Origin of the sequence: Nocardia bovistercoris (genome assembly GCF_015674855.1) — a bacterium.
GTDB lineage: Bacteria > Actinomycetota > Actinomycetes > Mycobacteriales > Mycobacteriaceae > Nocardia > Nocardia bovistercoris.
Window position 1 is genome coordinate 64,904 of sequence record NZ_JADMLG010000023.1, and the last position, 23,378, is coordinate 88,281.

At 64.5% G+C, this 23,378-nt stretch carries 24 protein-coding genes and 1 tRNA gene; 10 read left to right on the forward strand and 15 right to left on the reverse strand.

Features of this window, described 5'->3' with window-relative positions:
* Positions 1-60 precede the first annotated feature (60 nt).
* Positions 61-831 carry an SDR family NAD(P)-dependent oxidoreductase gene (locus IT779_RS34155; protein ID WP_196153607.1) on the forward strand — a complete coding sequence of 257 codons (771 nt, stop codon included), beginning with the start codon at positions 61-63 and terminating at the stop codon, positions 829-831.
* Positions 832-941: 110 nt separating this feature from the next.
* Here IT779_RS34155 and IT779_RS34160 read toward each other — a convergent pair whose 3' ends face one another.
* Positions 942-1,142 carry a hypothetical protein gene (locus IT779_RS34160; protein ID WP_196153608.1) on the reverse strand — a complete coding sequence of 67 codons (201 nt, stop codon included), beginning with the start codon at positions 1,140-1,142 and terminating at the stop codon, positions 942-944.
* 400 nt (positions 1,143-1,542) lie between these two features.
* On the opposite strand from IT779_RS34160, the gene IT779_RS34165 reads away from it, so the two are divergent.
* The 4 genes from IT779_RS34165 to IT779_RS34180 are packed head-to-tail and all read left to right on the forward strand — an operon-like array spanning position 1,543 to position 4,914.
* Positions 1,543-2,460: a hypothetical protein gene (locus tag IT779_RS34165; RefSeq protein WP_196153609.1), complete on the forward strand. Its 918-nt coding sequence runs from the start codon at positions 1,543-1,545 to the stop codon at positions 2,458-2,460.
* Positions 2,460-3,128: a hypothetical protein gene (locus tag IT779_RS34170; protein ID WP_196153610.1), complete on the forward strand. Its 669-nt coding sequence runs from the start codon at positions 2,460-2,462 to the stop codon at positions 3,126-3,128. The genes IT779_RS34165 and IT779_RS34170 overlap by 1 nt, the downstream gene beginning before the upstream one ends.
* Positions 3,129-3,187: 59 nt before the next feature.
* Positions 3,188-4,078, forward strand: coding sequence for an ABC transporter ATP-binding protein (locus tag IT779_RS34175; RefSeq protein ID WP_196153611.1), 891 nt, complete (start codon positions 3,188-3,190; stop codon positions 4,076-4,078).
* On the forward strand, positions 4,078-4,914 hold the full coding sequence (locus IT779_RS34180) for an ABC transporter permease (RefSeq protein ID WP_196153612.1): 837 nt from the start codon (positions 4,078-4,080) through the stop codon (positions 4,912-4,914). Before IT779_RS34175 ends, IT779_RS34180 begins: the two co-directional genes overlap by 1 nt.
* Before the next feature lie 89 nt (positions 4,915-5,003).
* Here the strand turns inward: IT779_RS34180 and IT779_RS34185 are convergent, their stop codons facing one another.
* The 3 genes from IT779_RS34185 to IT779_RS34195 form a co-directional block, all read right to left on the reverse strand.
* Positions 5,004-5,264 carry a Txe/YoeB family addiction module toxin gene (locus IT779_RS34185; RefSeq protein ID WP_196153613.1) on the reverse strand — a complete coding sequence of 87 codons (261 nt, stop codon included), beginning with the start codon at positions 5,262-5,264 and terminating at the stop codon, positions 5,004-5,006.
* Complete coding sequence (locus IT779_RS34190) at positions 5,261-5,545, reverse strand: type II toxin-antitoxin system Phd/YefM family antitoxin (RefSeq protein ID WP_196153614.1); 285 nt, start codon at positions 5,543-5,545, stop codon at positions 5,261-5,263. The genes IT779_RS34185 and IT779_RS34190 overlap by 4 nt, the downstream gene beginning before the upstream one ends.
* 335 nt (positions 5,546-5,880) lie before the next feature.
* Complete coding sequence (locus tag IT779_RS34195; RefSeq protein ID WP_196153615.1) at positions 5,881-6,222, reverse strand: hypothetical protein; 342 nt, start codon at positions 6,220-6,222, stop codon at positions 5,881-5,883.
* 555 nt (positions 6,223-6,777) lie between these two features.
* Between IT779_RS34195 and IT779_RS34200 the strand changes: the two genes are divergently transcribed.
* Positions 6,778-7,014 carry a hypothetical protein gene (locus IT779_RS34200; protein WP_196153616.1) on the forward strand — a complete coding sequence of 79 codons (237 nt, stop codon included), beginning with the start codon at positions 6,778-6,780 and terminating at the stop codon, positions 7,012-7,014.
* Between the two features lie 60 nt (positions 7,015-7,074).
* Here the strand turns inward: IT779_RS34200 and IT779_RS34205 are convergent, their stop codons facing one another.
* From IT779_RS34205 to IT779_RS34220, 4 genes are all read right to left on the reverse strand, one after another.
* Positions 7,075-7,485, reverse strand: a complete 411-nt coding sequence (locus tag IT779_RS34205) for a hypothetical protein (RefSeq protein WP_196153617.1) — start codon at positions 7,483-7,485, stop codon at positions 7,075-7,077.
* Between the two features lie 139 nt (positions 7,486-7,624).
* Positions 7,625-8,479, reverse strand: coding sequence for a helix-turn-helix domain-containing protein (locus tag IT779_RS34210; RefSeq protein WP_196153618.1), 855 nt, complete (start codon positions 8,477-8,479; stop codon positions 7,625-7,627).
* Positions 8,451-8,978, reverse strand: a complete 528-nt coding sequence (locus IT779_RS38980) for a DUF6879 family protein (RefSeq protein WP_196153619.1) — start codon at positions 8,976-8,978, stop codon at positions 8,451-8,453. The genes IT779_RS34210 and IT779_RS38980 overlap by 29 nt, the downstream gene beginning before the upstream one ends.
* Positions 8,959-9,180 (reverse strand): hypothetical protein, encoded by a 222-nt coding sequence (locus IT779_RS34220; protein ID WP_196153660.1) that lies wholly within the window; start codon positions 9,178-9,180, stop codon positions 8,959-8,961. The genes IT779_RS38980 and IT779_RS34220 overlap by 20 nt, the downstream gene beginning before the upstream one ends.
* Before the next feature lie 270 nt (positions 9,181-9,450).
* Here IT779_RS34220 and IT779_RS34225 point away from each other — a divergent pair, with 270 nt between their 5' ends.
* Positions 9,451-9,597, forward strand: a complete 147-nt coding sequence (locus tag IT779_RS34225) for a hypothetical protein (protein WP_196153620.1) — start codon at positions 9,451-9,453, stop codon at positions 9,595-9,597.
* A 443-nt stretch (positions 9,598-10,040) separates the two neighbouring features.
* Here IT779_RS34225 and IT779_RS34230 read toward each other — a convergent pair whose 3' ends face one another.
* The gene (locus tag IT779_RS34230) at positions 10,041-10,871 is read right to left on the reverse strand and encodes a hypothetical protein (protein ID WP_196153621.1); all 831 of its coding nucleotides are present in this window, start codon (positions 10,869-10,871) and stop codon (positions 10,041-10,043) included.
* Between the two features lie 122 nt (positions 10,872-10,993).
* Between IT779_RS34230 and IT779_RS34235 the strand changes: the two genes are divergently transcribed.
* The gene (locus IT779_RS34235) at positions 10,994-11,413 is read left to right on the forward strand and encodes a hypothetical protein (protein ID WP_196153622.1); all 420 of its coding nucleotides are present in this window, start codon (positions 10,994-10,996) and stop codon (positions 11,411-11,413) included.
* Positions 11,414-11,845: 432 nt separating this feature from the next.
* On the opposite strand, the gene IT779_RS34240 is transcribed toward IT779_RS34235, so the two are convergent.
* From IT779_RS34240 to IT779_RS34250, 3 genes are all read right to left on the reverse strand, one after another.
* Positions 11,846-12,505, reverse strand: a complete 660-nt coding sequence (locus IT779_RS34240) for a hypothetical protein (RefSeq protein WP_196153623.1) — start codon at positions 12,503-12,505, stop codon at positions 11,846-11,848.
* A 1,204-nt stretch (positions 12,506-13,709) separates the two neighbouring features.
* Entirely contained in the window at positions 13,710-15,620 is a 1,911-nt protein-coding gene (locus tag IT779_RS34245) for an AAA family ATPase (RefSeq protein ID WP_196153624.1), read from the reverse strand.
* A 451-nt stretch (positions 15,621-16,071) separates the two neighbouring features.
* Positions 16,072-16,467, reverse strand: a complete 396-nt coding sequence (locus IT779_RS34250; RefSeq protein ID WP_196153625.1) for a helix-turn-helix domain-containing protein — start codon at positions 16,465-16,467, stop codon at positions 16,072-16,074.
* A 125-nt stretch (positions 16,468-16,592) separates the two neighbouring features.
* Between IT779_RS34250 and IT779_RS34255 the strand changes: the two genes are divergently transcribed.
* Both IT779_RS34255 and IT779_RS34260 read left to right on the forward strand, forming a co-directional pair.
* Positions 16,593-17,168 carry a helix-turn-helix domain-containing protein gene (locus IT779_RS34255; RefSeq protein WP_196153626.1) on the forward strand — a complete coding sequence of 192 codons (576 nt, stop codon included), beginning with the start codon at positions 16,593-16,595 and terminating at the stop codon, positions 17,166-17,168.
* 83 nt (positions 17,169-17,251) lie between these two features.
* Complete coding sequence (locus IT779_RS34260) at positions 17,252-18,559, forward strand: tyrosine-type recombinase/integrase (protein ID WP_196153627.1); 1,308 nt, start codon at positions 17,252-17,254, stop codon at positions 18,557-18,559.
* A gap of 92 nt (positions 18,560-18,651) precedes the next feature.
* Here IT779_RS34260 and IT779_RS34265 read toward each other — a convergent pair.
* From IT779_RS34265 to topA, 3 genes are all read right to left on the reverse strand, one after another.
* Positions 18,652-18,727 (reverse strand) — tRNA-Thr (locus IT779_RS34265).
* A 57-nt stretch (positions 18,728-18,784) separates the two neighbouring features.
* Positions 18,785-19,990 (reverse strand): DNA polymerase III subunit delta', encoded by a 1,206-nt coding sequence (locus IT779_RS34270; protein ID WP_196153628.1) that lies wholly within the window; start codon positions 19,988-19,990, stop codon positions 18,785-18,787.
* 54 nt (positions 19,991-20,044) lie between these two features.
* Complete coding sequence (gene topA / locus IT779_RS34275) at positions 20,045-22,930, reverse strand: type I DNA topoisomerase (protein WP_332839091.1); 2,886 nt, start codon at positions 22,928-22,930, stop codon at positions 20,045-20,047.
* Positions 22,931-23,378 lie beyond the last annotated feature (448 nt).

Genomic DNA, 23,378 nt, shown 5'->3' on the forward strand with positions numbered 1-23,378 from the left:
CGAGAACACCACCAGCGTGACCACGGCCATCACACATCCGCCGACCGAACAGGAGTTCCCATGGGATACGCCGACACCATCTTCGACCTCACCGACCGGGTCGTACTCGTCACCGGCGGCAGTCGCGGCCTCGGACGCGAGATGGCCTTCGCCGTCGCGCGCTGCGGGGCCGACGTGATCGTCGCCAGCCGCGACTACGACAACTGCGCGGCGACGGCGGCCGAGATCGAGCGCGAAACCGGCAGGGCCGCAATGCCATACGGCGTGCACGTGGGCCGGTGGGATCAGCTCGACGGACTGGTCGATGCCGCCTACGACCGATTCGGCAAGGTCGACGTCCTCGTCAACAACGCCGGGATGCAGCCCGTCTACGACTCACTGGATTCGGTGAGCGAGAAGCTGTTCGACGCCGTGGTCGCCCTGAACATGAAGGGCCCGTTCCGTTTGTCGGTGCTGGTCGGCGAGCGTATGGTCGCGGCCGGGCGCGGGTCGATCATCAATGTCAGTTCCACCGGGTCGATCCGCCCGCGCCCCTCGATCGTGCCGTACGCGGCGGCCAAGGCCGGTCTCAACGCCATGACCGAAGGGCTCGCCCTCGCATTCGGGCCGAAGGTGCGGGTCAACACCCTGATGGCGGGTCCGTATCGCACGGGCGCCACCAAGGGCTGGAATCTCGACGATCTCGATCCGGCCGAGAACCCGTTCGCCGCGCACGCCCTGCAGCGCCTCGGCAGCCCCGCCGAAATCATCGGGGCCGCACTGTTCCTCGCCTCCGACGCGTCGAGTTACACCTCCGGTACGACCCTGCGCTCCGACGGCGGCATGCCGTGAGCCGATCGGCCGGGTGAAATCCGCGGGCCGCGACGACCGGGCGAGCACGGCGTGCGCACTCGCCCGGTCCGCGCACCCGGTAGGCCCCGACCGCCTACCGGTGCGTCTGTTCAGGCCTGTCCGGGCCGCAGATGCAGCAGTTCCAGCGACGCCAGATGCACTTGGCAGTCGTCGGGCTGATGTTCGGAGTGGAAATCGATGAGTTCACGGGCTCGTGGCTCCGTGAGACCCATGACTTGCACACCGCACAAATGCTCGGCGAGCCTGCTGTCCGCGTGCACGAGCAGCAAACGACCGGGCAACACTCGCATATCAACTCCTGAGAGGCTTGCGCGGTCCTTCGATCGTTGGCACACCCGGCGATCGGCTTGTCCGCGAGGCGGTCCAGCCGGCACCGACAGCGCTGTCGGGACCGAATTCCGTAGGCGAGTTCCGATCCGGCACAATGGAAAGGAACTCGGCTGCCCGGAGGTAACCGGATACGTGTGTCCGGTTATCGCAGAGTAGTGTTCCGCATCTCGGCCACCCCAGTCAACTGTGATGTGACGCGCCACCTATCCGCCTCGGGACCTTTGGGCCTCGCGACAAAGCCCCCCGCGAAGTCGCTGCACACGGCCGTTGTGACCGAGACATGGACACTCGCTCCCGCGCACCGCCCACCCGATGCGGGCCAGTTACTGCACGAGTGTATGAACAGGTAGCTGGCTACTCGTGCGCAAATTCACCCCGCGCCACAAACTGATCTCCGAATTCGGAACACCCGTACCGGAGATCGACATGAGATGTGATGCGCGTTCACTGCTGGTCGCCACAGCCGCGACGATCTTGATCGGTGCGCCCGCGCCGTTCGCGAGCGCCGCACCGGTCTCACAGCCCGCGGCCCCGCCAACCGCCCCCGGCGGACCGGTCACCCCCCACGCGGGGACAGGCTCCGAATGCTGCACCCCTCAACCGCCTCCCATCACGACACCACCGCCACCCATCACGACACCACCGCCCGCGCAGACGACCCCCGCGACCACGCCGCTGACATCGTTCTCCCCGGCGATCACCGCGGACCCGACCGCCGCGCAGCCGGGCACGACCATCACCGTCCACCTCACCGGCTGGCCGTGCCGAGGCGTGACACTCACCCACTCCGGCACCAGCACCGTCGTCGACCCGCGCGCCGAGGTACCGGTGACCATTCCCGCGGATACCGCCGTCGGCGCATACCTCATCTCCGCGAGTTGCGACCACCTGCAAAGAAGGCTGAACGATTCCGTCACCATCCAGATCGTCCCGGCTCGAGCACCTGTGACGCCCCCCACGACCACCGTCTCGTCACCCCCCGTCGCCCGACCGCAGGGCGGCGGCATCGACACCGACTCGTCGACCACAACCCCGGACCCGACCAACCCGGTCGGCTCCATCCTCGGCCTCGGCGCGATGCTGCTCGCCCTCGCGGTGGCGACCTCGATCGTGCGGCGCCGCGTCCGACGCCAACGGCACCCGACCCGACCCGACCTGCGAGTCGCCGTGGTCACCGACTCGGCCCCCGCGATCGGCTTCCGACAGTTCGGCGCGCCGACCGTCCTGGTCCGGCTCTTCGGCGGCGAGCCACGATTGCAGATCAGAGAGGTACCGTGATGACAAGTCCGCCGATCACCGCCGAATCCGTGCTCTTCCATGGCATCCCACACGCCGCGAGCGTGAGCGAACTCGCACGCTGCCTGCACGAGCACGACGTCGAGCACTTCGTGCTGCGCCGTGCGCCGATGGTCACGACCGTGCTCCGCTCGACCGCGCTGCGCGAGGTGACCACCGCCATGGACCGACTCCTCCAAATGGACCTCGGCAGACTGTGCGTCGAAGGCTGGCGGCGCTACGACCGACTGCGCGGCGCCGCGATGCGCACCCGATCCGGCGGATCCGAACAGGTCGAACTACTCGAACACGAGGTCACCCAGACCTACAGTCCGCACCTCGAGGTCACCGTCGACGGCACTCGGGTCGGCGAACTGGACCTGGAACTCCGCGTGGCCCTGCTCCTGCGACCGCTCACCGCGACCGTGCGCGGCGGCCTACTGGTCGCACTCGGCCCCGGCGACTGCACAGCTACCGCGAGCGTCGCGGCCGCGGAGATCGGCGACATCATGCGCCGCGAGCACAAGCTACCGGTCGCCACACTGGTCGATCTGCGCCGACCGATACCCCTGGTCCGCCGCGAAGACGACCCGCCGACCGTCCGCATGAACCGCGCGAACCCCGCACCGAACCGCCGACCCGCGGGCGCGGCCGTCACTCCCGAGAGCTAGTCGAAAAGATCGCCCTGCGGCGGGATGTGGCGGGCCCGCGCGGAAAATAGTGTTCCGCTATGGCAAACGACATCGTGTTCACCGACGCGCTGACGAAACGCTTCGGCGACCATCTCGCCGTCGACAATGTCGCACTCACCGTCCGCGCGGGCGAGATCTACGGATTCCTCGGCCCCAACGGCGCGGGCAAGACCACGACCCTGCGCATGCTCGTCGGACTCGTCCACCCGTCCAGCGGCGCCGCGCGGATCTTCGGGCGCACACCGGGTGACCCGGCGGCCCTTGCGCGTCTCGGTGTTCTCATCGAGAACCCCGGCTTCTACCCCTACCTGTCCGGCCGCGACAACCTGCGGGTCATGGCACGCTATCGCGGCGTCCCCGACTCCGCCGCCGACACCGCACTCGCGCGAGTCGGTCTCGCGACACGCGGACACGACAGATTCCGAACCTACTCCCACGGCATGAAACAGCGACTCGGCGTCGCGTCCGCCCTGCTCGGCGACCCGGAACTACTGATACTGGACGAACCGACCAACGGTTTCGATCCGGCGGGAATGGCCGAAATGCGCCGCCTGATAACCGATCTCGCCGCCGACGGACACACCGTCCTGCTGTCCAGTCACCTACTGTCGGAAGTGCAGGAGATCTGTGACCGGGTCGGCGTCATACACGGCGGCAAACTGCTGACCGAGTCCACTGTCGCCGAAATGCGCGGCAACACGACTCTCTACGTGCGCGCCGAACCCATCGACATCGCCTTCGCCGCGGTCCGCGCCACCGTAGACGACGCGGGCCTGACCGCGACCGGCATCCGCGTGAACGCGGGCAGCGAGGTCGCGCCGCGGATCGCGCGCGCCATCATCGACGCGGGCGCCGACCTGCACGAACTACGCACCGAGGAACGTTCACTCGAAGAGGCGTTCTTCGCCATGACCGGCGAGGTGGCGTGATGATCGCGAGCTTCAACGCCGAACTGCTGCGGCTGCGTCGCTGGCCGACCCTATGGGCACTGATCGGCGTCTGGTTCGCGCTGAACCTCACATTCATGTACCTGCTCAACTACGTCGGCTACACGGGCGGCGATTCCAACGCCACCGAAGGCCAAACCCGCGAAGAACTCCTCGCCCAGCTGATGCCCGCCGCCGTTCCCGAGGAATTCACTAGCGGCACAGTGGTTTTCGGCGGCGCGCTGATGCTGATCCTCGGCGGCCTCGCCACCGGGAGCGGCTACGGCTGGGGCACCTGGAAAACCGTCTTCACCCAGGGCCCCGCGCGAATCCCAGCCCTGGCGGGCACCGTACTTGCCGTCCTCACGATCGTCGTCGGCGTCGTACTGTGCACCTTCGCCGTCGACCTGAGCATCGCGACCCTCATCGCCGCCGTGGAATCCCAACCGGTCGACCTCCCGTCACCGACCCGATCACTGGCCGGAATCGGCAGCGCCACAGCAATTCTCGGCATGTGGACAATGCTCGGCATCCTGATCGGAATCATCGCGCGCGGCCCAGCACTGGCCGTCGGCCTCGGCCTGGTCTGGCTACTCGTCCTCGAAAACGTCCTGCGCTTCTTCGGTGACATGCTCGGCCGCGCAGGCACCGCCACCGACTACCTCCCCGGCACCGCCGCGGGCTCCTTGGCAGGCGCCCTACGCACCCTCACCGGCGAAACCACCCCCGGCGTTCTCACCACCCTCACCCCGTGGACAGCCATCACCACCCTGGCCGTCTACACGACAACCTTCACCACAGCCGCCCTCTACCTGACCCACCGCCGCGACCTACCGTGAACGGAATCCCCGTCCCCACTGTCGGTTCACACCTATCTCGGCATCACCACCACGAGTACGACTCGGTACGACCGCACGAATCCGCGTACCTACTCGTAGTGGTGGCGGCATGACAAGATATGGATCACCTCGTCCTCGACCCGGTACACCAACCGATGCTCCTGAGTGATCCGCCGCGACCACCAACCAGCCAGACTGTGCGGCAATGGCTCCGGCTTCCCGATCCCATCGGCGTGGCCGTTGGCCGCGATGTCATCGAACAAGCGATTGATCTTGCGGGCCGCCCACCGATCGTTGGCGACTGTCCATACGTAGTCGTTCCACGCTTCGCCGAAGAACTGCGACTTCACGCCACCCCCGCCGAATCATCGCCTTCGGGCACGTCAAGACGTTCACCGGGAGCGAATCCGCCCGCCGCGAATTCTTCCAGTCCGCGCTGCAAATGCCGGGCGTTGGCGGGGGTGCCGAGCAGATGCGCAGTCTCCTTCAACGACTCGTACTCCCGAAGCGAGACCACGACCGCAGGCTCATGACCGGCGCGAGTGACTACGATCTCCTCCAGGTCATCGGTAGCAGTATCGAGGACCTTCGCCAGGGTCGCGCGAGCCTCGGTGTAGGAAATCTGCCTCATACGTCAAACGTACGGGATCCCTGTACGGTTACCGTCGGGATTTTCCCGCCACAGCTACCCGCAAAAAATGTGCCGCTGAGTACAGCACCACCACAGCGACACGATTGACAACAGGCAGCCACGAATACCCCACTGTGGGAGGAGTATGGAGCCGCCTGGGGGAATCGAACCCCCGACCTTTTCATTACGAGCAACCGGACAACCGTGATCGCCGGTGATCCGACGTTACTCCCCTAACCGCTCCCATGCAGGTAGACAACGGTTTTCATGCTCCCCGGTGACCGCCCGTCATCCGGCATTTGTGACCACATCGTGTGCACACTTGACCGGGACCTCTATGCGGGCGAGAAGAATGAGAACAGCGGCAAGGTGGGTTTATCCTCACTGTCGGCCTCCACCATCGGGAGCGGCCATCCGACATCGCGGAGCAACCCACCCGCTTCAGCGGCATGCGCGGTCCATTGTCCGGTAGTAGCGCCACTCGCAACGTCTGCCAAGAAATGGCATAGCCGGGTCGCCTTGCTCCGGTCATTGAGGAATATATTGCCGTCCTCGGTGGGGATCACTTCCTCCGGTTCGAGAACACGGCCTGCGGCTCTGGTTGTCAACATAGTGTGCAGATCAGTGGCCGGAATGACCCACGCCCAGTGGCAGAACCACGGTTGCAATTTGAGCATTGGGGATGCTTCCTGGATGTGAGGAACTAACGCTCCCCATGATCGTCTGTCCCGGCAACACGCCAAACAATGGCGTCCTGTACAGCGGCCCAGATCACACTCTCGCACGTAGGGATATGCGGGCACCTTAGGTTTCGCCAGGAAAAGGTAGACAACAGGTACAGGCAACGTGACATAGCGTCCCAGCTGGTACGTATCGATCGGCGCAGTCCAGGAAACAGCAGGATCACGGCGGGCATTGCTGATGACCGCCTTACACTCGAATGCAGCAAAACGGCCCATCTGGCCTTGAGCTACGTGATCAACCGCGTTCTTAGCCCGCTGGCTGGGCGACCAGATCAGTGCATACGGATCGTGCCGCACTATCTCCGCCGCGAGCAATGAGTCGATCGTGCGTTCTGGTATGAGCCGTGGTAGGTACCCCATCTGCCCCTCTCCCGTGTCCGATCCATCATCCCGGTTGCGCCCCAAAAGATCACGACTGACTACAGATTCGTCAGACAGCGGCGTCCGGTCTCTTACGGTCCTCCCACCCGATCGAAAGGACCCCGGACCATGACCACGAAGGCCACCACCGAAACGCTCACCACCAAGCAGGTCGCCGAGGCGTTGGGCACCGACGCCAAGACGCTGCGGGTGTTCCTCCGCGCGTCGGCCGACTACACGGCGGTGGGATCGGGCAAGCGGTACGCGTTCACCACGAAGGATGTCGGCCCCATGAAGACCCGATTCACCAAATGGACCAAGGAGCGCGCAGCGGCGAAGGCCCCGGCCACACCCCCCGCCGAGTAACCCCGCCCCGCACGACGGCCCCATGCCCCGCGTTGGGTGTGGGGCCGTGTGCAGTCCGCGCTACGACGCGTTCGCCGACCGCGCCTTCCAAATGAGGAAGTCGACCGCGAACGGACCCAGCTTCGGTTCCGGTGAAACCCCGCCGACTGCGGTCGAGGCCGCATCCCGCAACTCGGCAGGAATCTTGCCATCATCATGCGCCAGCACAACCGCCTGCTGCTGCGGGTCCAGAGACGCGAACCACTTCTCCATCCTGTCCCGGTACGACTCGATCTGTTCGGATGCACCGGTGCTCTGCACGACGTACACCGCGCCCGTTCCATCCTCGCGCCAATGGATCGCAGCGTCGCTGTGATACCGCAGCTCCGGAACGTGTTCGACCGGCACGGGGCCGTACGGGTCCGACAGCAGTGCATAGCGCGCTTCCGGCATGAGGCTGTCCCACCACGGGAAAAGGTTTGTCGTTGCCACGAGATTCGATCGTACGCACCCGGCCCGTGGGCGGCTTGCGTTGTCCCGTGGACCCCATACCGCCCGAAAACCGTTAGCGTCGCTCACAATTGAATCTAGCCGGGTGTTTCGGGTGGTGTGGACGCGCCATCGCCCCGGATCACCCGTCCAGTTCGCGGAGGACATTCACGATCAGTCCGCGGGCGTCCCGGCCGTACACCGCCGACGACTTGAGCGCTTCGAACATCCGGGCGTACATGTGGATCTCTTGGGGTCGCGTGACCTGGATACTGGCCGTGGGTGTTTCGAGCGCGACCAACGAGTCATCGAAAATCCAGAACCCCGCCGATCCGACCGCCACGCGTTCGCGCATCAACGGGATGATCCCGAGCGAGATGTTCTGCTGGGACATCAATTCGAGCAACCGGCCCAGTTGTCCGGCTTGGACCTCGGCCGTTCCGAACCATGTGCGCAGCGCCTGTTCTTCGAGCAGTGCCACGATCCGTTTGCCGCCGTACTGGATGACCCGTTGCCGTTCGATGCGCACGGCCACGGCCTCGTCTACGTCGTCGTCGGTGCCGAGGAACCCGACCCAGAACGTCAGCATCGCGGCCATGTACTCGGCCGTCTGGAACAGTCCGGGGATCACGTTGTGTTCGTAGATCCGGAACACGTCGGTGTGCTCGTATCGCTGGGAGGTGTGGGCACCGAGTACCCGTTTCATCCCGGCGCGGCTCTGACGCCGGAATTCGAGGTATGCCGAATCGACCGCGCGCAGTGTGGCGATCAGGTCCGGGGTTTGGTCGTCGGCACCACACACCCGGCACCATTCGCGGATGTCGTGATCGGTGGGCGCCTGGGTGCCGTTCTCGATCTTCGATACCCGCGTGAAGTGTTGGCCCGTGGCATCGGCGAATGCCCGGCCGCTGAGCCCCGCGTCTTTGCGTAGCTCCCGCAGCCGGGCACCGAGCGCCTTGCGCGCCTGCTCAGCCGAACTGGACGGGCTTGTATTCACGGTGGGGTATGGCCAGCGTCCACACCGCCTCGAATGCCGTGCGGCACCGCTGGATGTCGTCGGGATCGGTGGATGTGACTTTGTCGGTGCCCAGCCCGTTTCCGGCGTAGTGCAGGAACACGACCAGGCGGTCATCGAACAGATAGAAATCGTTGCCCGGTATCGCAACCGACGACACCAGCCGACGCGGCACCCAACGGATATCCTCGCCCGCGTCCACCATCGGCCCCGCGATGGCGTGCGACCACCGCTGGTAATCGCTCAGCGGTTCGGACACGATGCGGGCACGGCGCACCGACCGGCCCGCGTTCACGTGGTCGCGGAGTGTGGCGCACCACCCCGCCAACCATTCGAGGTCGTCCGGTTCACCCGCCGCCCACTGGGCCATGTGCGGCAACTCGACCGCCGTGCCGTACGCGTCACGTGATTCGAGGTGGACCGACTCGCGGTCGAACGTCGTCAGTAACCGGTCGAACTCGTCATCCGTTATCGACGCCACTGTCTCCCTGCCTGAAAAACGGGATCATCCTGTCTGGAATCTCCACGCACGATTCGCCTTCCGGGATGTCCATCTGGGCCAGCGTTTCCGGATCGGTGACCACCCATCCCTGCACCACCCACGATTCCCGGTCTGTGCGGTACACGGTCGGCGAGCCGGTCGGATTCGATCCCGGATCCTTGCCGATGAACGTTAGACGCATGATTGCTCCCCTGCCTTCGGTGTTGCGAACGGTTGCGCCGCACGGTCCATCGTGAACGCACCACACCGCCCGGTCAATCGCGCGCCCACCAGTCCAAAAGCCTAGCGTCGCAACAATTCGCAACAATGTTCCGAGTTACCGACCAGCCTTCATAACGTGTGGGTCGGCCCCGATGCCGGGTGATGCCCCGCGCGGGCACACCGACCGGAAACGGCTCCGGTGGGTGACAAACCCCCCGGCGTCGGGAGCCATCGAACGGGAGGGTTCGACATGGCCGGATGGCAGGTATTCCTCATCGCATTCTTCGCGATCGTCCTCGTGTGGAGCGTGGCGTGGGCGCTGGTATCGAGCGAACCACCGTCCGGCCCCACGGTGGCCGACATCATCGCGCGGCTCAACCGCGAACGCGAGGAATGATGCTCGTCTACCGGCGCGGCACACCACCGTTCGAGCGGATATACCGGACCTCCACACCCACCGGCATCACGGCGTCGTGGATCGCGGGCGCTGATGCGCTCGGTGACATCTGGTCGGTTCCGCTGAGAATCCAATACGTCGATGACCCCACCACGGACCGGCGCGCGGTCGAATGGCCGGACTCTCCGATCCCGTACACCCGTCGCGGACACATCGCTTTCGCGCCGTACCCGACGCTCGATGACGCACGGCTGCGGTTACCCGGATACGAACCACTCTGGGCTGCAATCGAAATCGAATCCATTGCCGCCTCAGCGGGCCGTGTGGCCGTCGGGGGTATCCCGGCCGCCAACCGCCCCCGATAACCCGCCCACGGCCGATATAGCCGCCTCTATCGGGTCATTCCGCCACGATCGTGTCCACACCGGCCCGGACGACGTGCGTTACCCGGCCGGAAACGGTTCCGAGAGCAGGTCAGCGACCATCCGTTCGAGATGATCGGCGGCCAGCGTAACCCCCGCGCGGTCCAGTCGGCTCGCCTGACCGTGCACGATGTCTCCCCGAACGTTGTAGCAGTAAATGAAGAAGTCGCCCGACGACATACCCCCGTACTGCCCATTTGGCAGTTTCGTCGCGACAAAGTTCTCCAACGTTCGCGTGATCGGTCCGCTTCGCTGGTTACCGTGGAACGCCTCTATGGCGCTGGTCAACAGGATGATTCGCGCTTCGGGGTTCGACTCGAAAAACGACGCGCTGAACAGGACGTACGCCGCTTCGTCGTTCGGCATCGGGGTAGTCCGCGGAGCAGCCAACGCACCTTTGAGCGCGGTCGCCAGTTGATCGGGGGGCACCGGCCGGACCGCGCCCGCTTGTAGCGTGTTGAACCTGGGGAACGGATCGTCTTCGAACACGATCGTCCCGTGGTGACCAGCGACCGCACGAGCGCCAGTGTTGGCGGACATGAGTTGGTGCGCTGGCATCTGGTCGGGTTCGCGGGGCACACGGTCACCGAAGTCCGCCCCGACTTGCAGTTTCGCGAAGGACCCTTGAAGCGCTACCCGCCAACGCGCCGCTTCGTCCTCGGCCTTGTCGCGCGATTGGTACGAGCCCCCAATCAGGAACAGCGTTTCCGCCGTCACGATGGATCGCTCAGATTCCGTCGTCAACACAACGCGGGGAACGGCACCGTCGGATGTCAGTTCATGTTGCGGCTCATCAATGTTCAGTCGGGTATGGCCGCTGACCTCGATATGAATTCGGAATGAGTAGCCCATCGGGTGACCATAGCCAACCCACATGAGTCACGTACGGCTTTCGGGGCGGTGTGACCACACCCTGCACATGCACGATCTGACGTGCGGCAGGCGAGCGTGCATTTCATGTCGGATGAGACCATATGCCGACACCACCGGACGATGAACCACACCGCCGCAGTCAGGACATCGACATGGCAAACGAACCGCTCAGGCTCAACCCCGATGCGCCACGGCAGTACACGATGTCAGGTGCCGAAGTGGATTTCTTCGTTTTTGTCCTCTGCTCCGATCGGGGACAACACGAGCCGGTATTGCTGACAACCGCTCGCCGGGAACTCGGCGGCGGACATGGAATGAATCACGCCTTGAGATGGTTCGCGGCACCAGCGGTGGGTGAGCAACAGGCGGATGAATTCAACCTGAGCCGCAGTTCGTATGACTTCCGATGCCCTAGGTGTCGTCGCAATCCCAGGATCGACCGACACCGCTGGTGGTCGCTGGTTGACGCTGCCGCCATCAACGGCTTGGACTCGATCGACTTGTCTCTGCTACCGTTTTGACGTAGCCATGAACGTGGCCCCTGGACCTGGGCGGGGTTATCTCCCAGCCGAGTCAAGCTGATTCGGGCAGTCTCTAACCCGCTGATCCGGTGGGGCGCTTAGTCGCGCCAACCGGGAGGGTCACATGACTAGCGGTCAGAATGGATCGCCGCAGCGTTCCGACAAAGCCAAACGTGGACGTCGTTCCAGCTTGAACCAGTCGAGCACGGTCAGTACCACGGACCTACACGCGGCTACGGCCGGATGGGGCGTCACGGTACGATTCGGCATCCTGCTGACATTGAGGCGCACAGCACCCGTTGCGATTTTCGCGTTGGTCGCACGTTTTGCGGAAGCGAAGGGATGGCTGTGACTGGATGGTCGGTTCGCGGCCGAACTCCGCTCTGCCGTCTACTCGTCTGCCCGCGACGGGGTGCGTCACGGGCAGAGAGGTTATGCGGGTTCGGTCACGGTCAGCGCATCGTTGAGGATGCGGTCACGCATCTCGATACCCAGTTCCCGCTTGTTGCTCGATGTGAGCGAACGGAATTCCTCGGCGCGTTCGGGGGTGTGGAGCGCGTGGGTGACGGTCTGGCCGTTGGCGGACACGTACCCGTGCTGCCCCTCCTGCACCGCGAGCGCGAGGTAATCGGTTTGCGGCTTGACGTACCGCGACCGCCACCGTTCCGCGTCGTTCGGCACGGGCGCGTTGCCACCGCCCGACTGAGGATTGATCGGACCCGCGAACAGGCCCAACGCGAGGGCGCGGTTCATGATGTCCGTTTGCGCCCGCTTGCGTTCCGCGAGCAACGTGTGGAGGTCGGCCGCAGCGACGACCAGATTGGCGTACACCCCACGGAGCGTTTCGAGGTCCGCACCGGTCATGTACTCCTCGTATTCGCCCATGAACGCCTCGACGGCGGCGGCGCGTTCGGCCTGGCGCTGTTTCTCCACACCCCGCCGTTCGGCGTCGACCAGCAGTTCGGCGTAGGACGATTCACGCCGCGCCTTCTCGATCATCGCGGCCGTGACCGTGGTGTCTCCGTCGCGTACCCGTTCTTCGAGGTCGATGACGGCCTGTGCGGCGTCACGCGCCTTCTGTTCCGCGCTCATTCGTTCATTCCTTCCGTGGATTCCCGCTCGACGACGGGGAGATCGGTGCGGGGCTCGGACCGTGTGGGTTCCCGCATGACTACGGCTCCCGACGGTGCAGGCCGGGGCACGGGCGTAGTCGCCGCGCGGGTGATGTTCTTCGGCACCGCGACGGGCGCGGGGGGCTGCAATCCATCGTTCATTTCTTCACGTCCCTTCCGACGTACTCATCCAGTTCGCCCGCTTCGTAGGCTTTGATGATTTCCACGGGCGACATGTCTTCCAAGTCCCCTTCGGTGAGTTGCTTCACGATCCATTCCTTTGTATCAACGCTTGAAGGGTTTAACTGCGCCATTACTACGTAATACCGAATCCGGTAAGTCGTGTTTTTAAGCCCCCTTTTTGGCCCTCCGTCCCCGTTTCTTCGCGGCCGGTCGTTTCACCGCCGGGCACGTGTCGTCATGGCGTCGGTACACCACCGATCGCGGCGGAACGTCATACATCGTCCCGGTCATGTCGACCAGCACAGACGGCGTCGTGCAGTCCGGGCACAATTCGTGCGCTTGCGGCTCGAACGTGTCCCGATCACCCCACAAATCGTGTTCGTAAACGCCGTTCACGAGGTTAAATCCTTTGGCGGGCATTTGATCGTCCTCTCCCTCACGTAATATCGAATCCATTTTATCGGATAATGCCCCAATTTCTAACACCCCGAGGCCCGGCCATTTATCGGCCGGACAATGTGCGTTTGCAATGCGGGCACCGTCCGTCATCGGTCGGCGGAATGACCGGCCCGCGCGGGTCGCGAGGATGCCGTGGAGATTTCGACCACAACCGCCTCTTGCAACCAGGGCAATGCGGGAATGTCGACCACACCCCCCGACGCGATTCCGTCCCGTCGAGTTCCGACGCTTTCAACCGGCGCACCTTCACCGCCGATGCCCGCCGTAGTTTGATGTCGCCCATTGTGATGCACCTTTCATTTCTGAATCACAGGTTTCGGTCGGTCACATATCGGGCCGCAATTACACCGGAATTACATGGGGGTGTAACACCTTAAACTTGTTACACTGGGAGTGTAATTCCGATGTAATTCCGGCCCCTATTCGACCGATCCCCGTTCGCGACATACTGCTTGACATGCGGTTTCATACGTCACCCGATATAAATTGATGTAATTGTGTAATTGTGTAATTCCATGGCTGGCAGTTACACAATTACACGTTTACACCCGTTCGTACGTTCCGTCCGGCTTCGAATGGTTCACCTGCTGCACTTTGGCAAGGCGGCTCAACGTGGTGCGCACATTGCCGAGTGTCATCGTTCGATCCCATGCTTGCACTCGTTCGTACACCTGTTCTGCCGTCAGCACGTCGTGGCCCAATGCTTTGAGCACCGTCCCTTTGGCAGTTCCGCGGCCTGCTTCGACTTCCGCCTGATCCGTGATCCGCCACCGGCCGTCCTCGAACGCGACCAGCCATTCGGCGCTTTCCATCTCACGGGCCACCAGGAACATCTTGCCGACCGGTTTGTTCCGAGGCCGTCGCAGCACGATCAGCACATCGGCCGCTGCGGTCAATCCTTTGGTACCCGATATCGAATCGACGTAGTCCTCGGCCTCGGCTTTCCGGTCGTGGTGCGCGACGACGATTGCGCAACTGTGGGTGTGGGCCAGGTCCGAAAGTTCCTTGGCGGGACCGTAGTCCGCAGCGAAAGGGTCTACTCGTCCGGCGCGGGGCTCGCCTTTGAACGCCGCGAGTGTGTCGATCACAACCAGCGAGCATTCGGGGTGATCGGCCAACCACTCATCCAGCGCGCCGATACCGCCGTCGTTCATATTCGGCCACTCGGTCTTGAAATGGATCGGGTGGAGCGGTTCCAGTTCATCGCCCGACACAAGGGTTTTCACACGAGATTGAAGCGACCGCCCGCCACCACCTTCGAGGCTGAGATACAACACCTCGCCGGGTGTGGTGTCGATCGACTCGAATACCCGCTTACCCTGTGCCACCGCGAGCGAAAGATCCAGCAGCCAAAATGACTTTCCGGTTTTCGGCGCAGCAACAACGAGCGCCAGTCCCTCCGTCAGAAGGCCCGATGCGATGAACCGCAACTTTGGAAATTTCGCACGCATGAGATCATCGAGCCCCCACTCGGTGCGCCGTGCGCGTTTCGCCTTGGTCGGCGCGGCGGGTGTGGACACGGCCGATTCCTCCGCGTACGCCTTATGGATTTGTTTGTCGAGGTTTGCGTCATCCCACCGACGCGGGAAATCCTCGTGGTCGATTGTGTACGCCTTCGCCCGCTCCTTGGACACACCATGCTCAGCGCACAACCGCCAGAATTGCCACCACCCTGCGCTCTTGTCGTCGTATGACCCCGGATTAACGCATCGTACGGCGGCCGGTAATGCCCGCTGTTTGCCCGTTTCCGGGGCTATCGGGCCGTTTCGGGCATCGTTCCACCGTTTGACACCCCCAGGCCGGGAAACGGGCTTGTAGCCGATTGCCCGTTTGAATTCATCGAGGCCCCACGTACCCTCACGGATGTCGTAGATTTCGACCTTCCGGCCATCCGGTCCGTGCACCGGCTTGAAACTCTTCATTTCGGGGAGTCGGAGCCACGAGTGCACGTTGTCCTTGTGGTCCGCACCCACCGCCCGTGTAAGCGCGGTGTTCATCTCTTGCCATGTGTCCGGGGCCATGGCGTCCTCGATGATGAACCACACGTGTTGATTCCCCAGTGAGCCCGAGTTGATGATCAGGCATCCCTTGCGCTGCAACCGATTCAACAGGTCCCAGTTCGGATTCTTGTCCGCGTCGATATCCACCCACAGCACGTGTTGTTCCTGGGCGGGTGTGGCCGTTCGACTGTTGAGCGTCCGACCGACCTCCGACCACACCCCACCGTTGAAGAACGAACTGCGCCCACGTGTCTCCGCTTCGGCCGCGTCGGCATACAACCGCCCATATCCCTCGCGGGTGTTGGGGTACTTCTGGATCGCACCCGGCTTCACCCCGAACGACGCGACCAGGAATCCGTCCGTCCGGAACATCCGCGCGAAATGCGGGGCCATGATCGCCGCATCGCTGAAGTCGGTTTCGATATGGCGCATTGCCACGGTTGATTCGCTCATTCCTATTGTCCTGTCTCGTGATTCGGTCTGCCCGCCGCGCGGCACGCGGCGCGGCCTGCGGGAGTGGCGGGGTGGTCGCACCGGGCGTGTGATCGTTTGGCCCGTTTGACTGGCCCCTGGCGGATTCGCCACCTTTTCGGGACGCGCGACAACCGACGCCTGTTGCATTTGTCGACCTCATGCGCGGTGAGCGGGTGCGTGCACCGGGGATGTCGGGGGGCCATCTCCGGCACCGGTCGGTTACGCCGTTCGCACTTCGCAACGGCAGCGGCCTTCTGCGCGTGTCGGCATTCGGCGTGCTCCGGATACCTGACCACCGCGTCCAGATTCACCGGTGGGGGTGGTTCGAGCGGGCACCCGACGGCGTGAACACCGAACCGAACGTCTTCCGGTACGTCCGGACCGTCGATAAATTCACCGCACATGAGGCACTCGTGGTCGACTATCGACGTCACGCCACCACACCCCACCGATGAAGTACGGCGATGATGTCGGCCCCCAACATCGCGCGGCCGTCGACCTTGTATCCCTTGTCCGGTTCGATGACCTTGCCCGTGACCGGGTGCACCACCCGACCCGAGCGGATTGTCACAACGGGTGAAATCCCGCCGTCGTTGTCCGTGGCAGCGGGGGGTGTGGTCACGCCGTGTGCAGACGGGTCGATGCCGAGGTACCGCATTACGTCGGCCTTCGACACCTTGTACCGACTACCGATCCGGCGGACCTGTACCGGAAACTCCCCATTCATGCGCAACGTGTAGGCGTGCTGCCGGGACAACCCGAGCGCCCGCCCGGCCACTTCGATACCCAACATGGCGGGCAACGCATGGATGTCTTCGATGGTCATTTGACCGGCCATTCTCCATCTCCTCGATCAATGTCATGAACACGATTCACGTATGTTCGACGCCAACGGTAACCCGTCGTCATGAATACGTGCAACTGGTTCATGAATACGGTATGGTCTGTTGCATGACAGAGAAAAGGACAGGTCACGTCGTCGGCCTGAACCTCAAACGCATCCGCGTCAAGGCAGGTGACAGCCAGTCGGAGTGTGCACAGCGCGTGTCGGCGTTCGGCCTCAACTGGGCGCAGAGCCATGTGTCATCGCTCGAAAGCGGCAACCGCAAATCGGTCTCGATCGAAGAATTGTTGATCCTGTCGGACGCCTACAAGGTCCAACTCCATGAGTGGTTCGACGGTGACGGATTTGTCGACCTCAACGACGAGTACACGGTCAGTCGCAGCGATATCCAACATGCGTTGAAAGGCGAGGCGGATCACGACGCATCGCGCGTTCTCGACTTCCGAAACGATGTCCGCCTGCCCGCAGACGAGAGCATCGCCGTGCGCCTCGACATCGACCGTGACGTTGTAATCGGGATCGCCTGCGAACTGTGGGGCCACACCGCCACCGAGGAACGTGACAAACGGTTGGCCCATCACGGCACCAAGGATCCCGCCGCCATGCGGAACCTCCGGGGCGGCATGACCAAACGACTCGCGAACGAAATCAAGTTGCATCGGGAGGAGTCAGGAACCAGTTAAACCCGTTCTCCCACAACTGCATATCTCACATCCGATGCGCCCCGGCAACGGGGCCATTGTCATTTCTAGGCGAAGGAACTCTGATGGCACAAGGTTCGGTCTATCGGCGGTGCGGGTGCACGACCGTGGACGACAACGGCAAGCGCGTCCAGCTCGGCCCCAAATGCCCCAAGTTGAAACGTCCGAATGGGACGTGGGCCGATCACGGCACGTGGGGCTTCACGATCGGCGTCGTCGGCATGGGCGGTGCGCGGAGTCAGGTCCGCCGTGCCGGGTTCGCCACCAAGAACGATGCCGTGTCCGCGATGGACGACGTGAAGGCCCGTGCGTCGAAAGGTGTTGTGGTCAATGAAAAAATGACTGTTGGCCAGTACCTCAACGAATGGATCGACGGCAAGGACGACATCAAGGCCAACACCCATGCGAACTATTCGCGGTACATCGAGAAGGTGTTCGTTCCCCACCTCGGCCACGTCCGGTTGCGTGATCTCCGGTCGGCGCACATCAAGGCCATGTTCGATGACCACACCCACCTCGCCCCATCGTCGGCACAACGGATGCGGGCGGTGTTGCGTTCGGCGCTCTCCGACGCGCTCAGGGCCGGTCTCGTGACGGTCAACGCGGCGGCATTGGTGAAAATGGCCGGTGGTCGATCACCCCGCGCGTTGGTGTGGACCAAAGCCCGTGAGTCGTCGTGGCGGTGGGACGTGGCCGCGTTGGTGGAGGACGGTAAGACCGTGGCCGCCGCACGCCGGTCCGCGCCCCGTCCGTCGTCATCGATGGTGTGGACCCCCGCGCACCTGGGCGCGTTTCTCGATGCGATGGCCGACCACCCGCTGTACGCGTTGTTCTGGATCGCGTCGCACTGCGGCCTCCGTCGCGGGGAGGTGTGCGGGTTGAAATGGTCGGACCTCGATGATGGCGTGATCACCGTGGAACGCCAGCTGGTGTGCACGCCGGACGGGATCATCGAGGACACCCCGAAATCAGATGCGTCCGGCCGGTCCGTGTCGGTGGGCACGGCGGGTGTGAAGTTGCTCACCGCGCACCGGTCGGACCAACGCGCCGAACTGTTGTCGTGGGGTGTGGGCAAGGGGTCGGGCTACATGTTCACCACACCCACCGGGGAAACGCTCGATCCGCACTGGGTGTCCAAGGAATTCAAGCGACAGGTGACCGCCGCCGATCTCCCGCCGATCCGGTTCCACGATCTCCGGCACACCGCCGCGTCGCTCATGCTCGCGTCTGGGTCGGACATGAAAACGGTGTCGGAAATCCTCGGACATTCGGACCTCACGATCACGGGCAATATCTACGCCAGCGTGTACGAGGATGCGAAGGACGCAGCGGTGGAGGCGGTGTCGGTGTTGGTCCCCCGCAAGGCTGTGTGACACATCTGACCACAATGTGACCACACCGAACGCATGAGCGATTCCAACCAAAAGGCCCCCGGCGTGAATTACCACGTCAGGGGCCTTTTTCATGGAGCCGCCTGGGGGAATCGAACCCCCGACCTTTTCATTACGAGTGAAGCGCTCTACCGACTGAGCTAAGGCGGCGTGCCTTTCGGCCACGCGAGTCTATCGCTTGGAGGGGGTTAACGCGAAAACGGGTGGTCAGGTGGATCGGGCGGCTATGAGGGTGGCGACCATGGCGGCGAGGGCGAAGCGGGGTTTCACGTTGAGGTCGAGGGCTTCGCGGCAGGCCAGGACGGCGTCCACCGAGCGGAGTAGGCCTTCGGGGCTTACGCGGTCGGCCAGGTCGTGGATCTGGTCGGAGAGGTCGGGGTGGGTGAGGGGGACGCCGGAACCGTTGCGGGCGGCGCCGAAGCGGATGGCGATGGCGTCGCGGTAGACGCCCGCCACGTCGATGAGGGCTAGGTCGAGGGCGTCGCGGCCGGTGCGGGTGGCGCGGGATTTCTGTCTGCGTTCGAGGTCTTTGAGTGCGCCCGCCGAGCCGCGGGTGGCGCTCGCTGTGCCTTTTCCGGTGCCGCCCGCGCCGAGTGCGGTGGCGAGTTCCTCGCGTTCGCGTTCGTCGCGGGCCGCGCTGAGCTGTTTGGCTTCGTCGTCGGCTGATTTCACCAGGTCGTCGGCGGCGGCGTAGACGGCGCCCGGTTTGCCGACCGCGCCGACGAGGGCGAGTGCGCGTTGGCGGCGCATCCGGGCTTCCTCGTCGGTGGCGAGGCGGCGCGCGCGGCCGACGTGGCCGCCGCTGATGGAGGCGGCCCATTGCGCGGTGCGCTCGTCGAGATCGTCGCTCTCGCGCAGGACACGGGCGATGGCGGCGACCGACGGCGTGACGAGATGGACGTGCCTGCATCGGGAACGCAGGGTGATCGAGATGTCCTCGGGATCCACCGACGGCGCGCACAGCAGGAATACGGTGCGGTCCGGCGGCTCCTCGACCACCTTCAGCAGCACATTGCCCGCGGCCTCCGTCAACCTGTCGGCATCCTCGATGACCACGACCTGCCAGCGGCCTGTGCTCGGGCGCCTTGCCGCGATCTGCACGATCTCGCGCATCTCCTTGGTGCTGATGCTCAGCCCCTCGGGGATCACACGCCGGACATCACCGTGCGTGCCTGCCATGACGGTGGTGCACGCGTGACACTTGCCGCAACCGGGCGCGCCGGGATCGGTGCATTGCAATGCGGCGGCGAAACATACGGCCGCGACTGAACGTCCCGAACCCGGGGGCCCGGTGAACAGCCACGAATGCGTCATCGCCCCGTCGGTGACACCGCCGCGCGCCGCGACGGCGGCAGCCGTGAGCTCGGACTCGACCGCCTCCTGGCCGACCAACCGATCGAAGACACCCGCCACGCGATACACCCTAACGGCAGCCACCGACAGGTTCGCCCCCGCACCGGGGCACGGTCAGGACTTCTTCGCGGCCGTCTTCTTGGCCGGTGTCTTCTTCGCGACAGCTGTCTTACTCGCGACAGCCTTCTTGGCGACCGTCTTCTTCGCGGCGGCCTTCTTGGCGGGAGTCTTCTTCGCCGCGGCCTTCTTGGCGGTCTTCTTCACCGTGCCGCGCGCCCGCCGCGTGGCCAGCAGTTCCGACGCCCGCTCATCGGTGACCGTGGCGACATCCTCGTTCTTGGCGAGGCTGGCGTTGGTCTCACCGTCGGTGACGTACGGCCCGTAGCGGCCGTCCTTGATCACCATCGGCTTCCCGCTGGCCGAATCGTTCCCGAGTTCCCGCAGGGGTGCGGTGGAAGCGGCCTGCCTGCCACGGCGTTTGGGTTCGGCATACAACTTCAGCGCCTCGTCCAGCGACACCGTGAAGATGTGATTCTCATCGGCCAGCGACCTGGAGTCGGTCCCCTTCTTCAGATACGCGCCGTAGCGGCCGTTCTGCGCCGTGATCTCCTCACCGGAGGTGGGATCGTTGCCGACCACACGTGGTAGGGACAGCAGTTTCAGCGCGTCCTCGAGGGTGACCGTCTCCAGATCCATCGTCTTGAACAACGACCCGGTGCGCGGTTTCGGCGCGGCGGCCTTCTTCGCGGTCTTCTTCGCCTGCGCGGGTTCCTCGGCGGCGGGCTTGGGCAGGATTTCCGTCACGTACGGGCCGTAACGTCCCGACTTCGCGACGATCTCGTGCCCGGTCGCCGGATCGACACCGAGACTGCGGCCCTCCAGCGGGGTCGCGAACAACTCCTCGGCGACCTCGGCCGTCAACTCGTCGGGCGGCAGGTCGTCGGGCAGATTCGCGCGCTGGGAGATCGAATCGCCATCGGGATCATCGGGATTGACGATCATCCGCTCCAGGTACGGGCCGTAGCGGCCGACCCGGACCACGACATCGCGATCCTGCGCGTCACTGAACAGCTTGATCGAGTTGATCTCGCGGGCATCGATATCGTCGAGCTGGCCGCCGACCATCTTCTTCAGCCCGCCCGACCGCGCGATCGAACCCTCGACGCCGTGGTCGCCGCCGAAATAGAAGCTGGACAGCCAATTGCCGCGCTGCTCGCGACCACCGGCGATGGCGTCGAGATCGTCCTCCATCGCGGCGGTGAAGTCGAAGTCGACCAACCTGCCGAAATACGCTTCCAACAGGCCGACCACGGCGAAGGCGACCCACGACGGCACCAGCGCGCTGCCGCGTTTGTAGACGTATCCGCGATCCAGAATCGTCTTGATGATCGAGGAATACGTCGAAGGCCGCCCGATGCCGAGTTCTTCCAGCGTCTTGATCAGCGACGCCTCGGTGTAGCGCGCGGGCGGATTCGTACTGTGCCCGTCGGGATTCAACTCGACCGCAGTGACGCCCTGGCCCTCTTCCAAGGCGGGCAGGCGGGATTCGGCGTCGTCGGACTGGCCGCCCGCCTCCTCGTCCACACTCTCCACGTACGCCTTGAGGAAGCCGGGGAAGGTGATCGTGCGACCGGACGCGGAGAACACGCACTCCTCGCCGGTACCCGCGATACCGGTGATGCGCAAGGTCAGCGTGGTGCCGCGCGCGTCGGCCATCTGCGAGGCGACGGTGCGCTGCCAGATCAGCTCGTAGAGCCGGAATTCGTCGTTGTCCAGGCGCGAATGCAGCTGCCCCGGCGTCTGGAAGGTGTCGCCGGAGGGGCGGATCGCCTCGTGCGCCTCCTGCGCGTTCTTGACCTTGCGGGTGTACTGACGCGGCGACGGCGAGACATACTCCGCGCCGTAGAGCTGGGTGGCCTGCGACCTGGCCGCGGCGATGGCCGACTCCGACAGCGTGGTCGAGTCGGTACGCATATAGGTGATATAGCCGTTCTCGTACAGCCGCTGCGCCACCCGCATGGTGCGCTCGGAGGTGAAACGCAGTTTGCGGCCCGCCTCCTGCTGCAACGTCGAGGTCATGAACGGCGCGTACGGCTTGCGGCTGTACGGCTTCGCCTCGGCGGAGGAAACCACCAGGTCCGCGCCGTCGAGCGCCTCGGCGAGTCGGCGGGCGTGCGCCTCGTCGAGGACGACGACGCCCGCGTCGGATTTGAGTCGACCGTCGGCGCCGAAATCACGGCCCGAGGCGACACGGGCGCCGTCCACGTTCACCAGACGCGCGCCGAAGGTCCGCGGATTGGTGGAATCGGACTTCTCGTCGATACCCGCGTCGAGTTTGGCGGCGATATCCCAGTACTCGGCCGAACGGAACGCCATGCGCTCGCGCTCGCGCTGCACGATCACCCGCGTCGCGACCGACTGCACGCGCCCCGCCGACAGGCCGGGCATGACCTTCTTCCACAGCACGGGACTGACCTCGTAGCCGTAGAGGCGGTCGAGGATGCGGCGGGTCTCCTGCGCGTCGACCAGATCGGAATCGAGTTCGCGCGTGTCGGCGGCGGCGGCCTGGATCGCGGGCTCGGTGATCTCGTGGAACACCATCCGGCGAACCGGCACCTTTGGCTTGAGAGTTTCCAACAGATGCCAGGCGATGGCCTCGCCCTCACGGTCGGGGTCGGTGGCGAGATAGAGCTCGTCGGCATCTTTCAGCAGACTCTTGAGCTCGGTGACCTTGGCCTTCTTGTCGGGGCTCACCACATAGATGGCCTCGAAGTCGTTGTCCACATCGACACCGAGCCGCGCCCACGACTGGCCTTTGTACTTGGCGGGCACATCCGCCGCGCCGCGCGGGAGGTCGCGGATATGACCGACCGAAGCTTCGACCGTGTAGTTGCGGCCCAGGTAGGGCGCGATCTTGCGAGCCTTGGTAGGGGACTCGACGATCACGAGACGACGCAGGGGACGGCCCTGGTCGGCTGCACCGCGGTCTCGTGTTGCCACCGGCGAATACACCTTTCCTTCTCGACCCGCGCGACGCGTCAGCGCCGCTCGCGCGGCTGGGGTAAGCAGCGATGATTGTTATCCCGCCACCAGACACGTTTATACCTTGACGCCGACGGCGGTCGAGTTCTTACGACTCGAACCACTGAGCGTACGTGTTCACCGTCGTTCAGTATGCAGTGTCCCCGGCCGCGAGCGGCCCCGGTGTCCCCGCCGCGTGCGGCATGAGCGTTCCCGCCGCGAACGGCATCAGCGTTCCCGCCGCGAACGGCAAGAGCGTCCTCGGCCGTATGGCGGCGTGAGCGTCCCCGATATCCCGGGCCGAGTGCGGCGTGGGTATCTCCGCCGCGTGCGGCGTGAGTGTTCCCGCCGCGTGCGGCGTGAGTGTTCCGGCGAACGCCGGTCGTGCCTACCCCGGATATAGCTCGTCCCTCACCTCCGGTCTTCC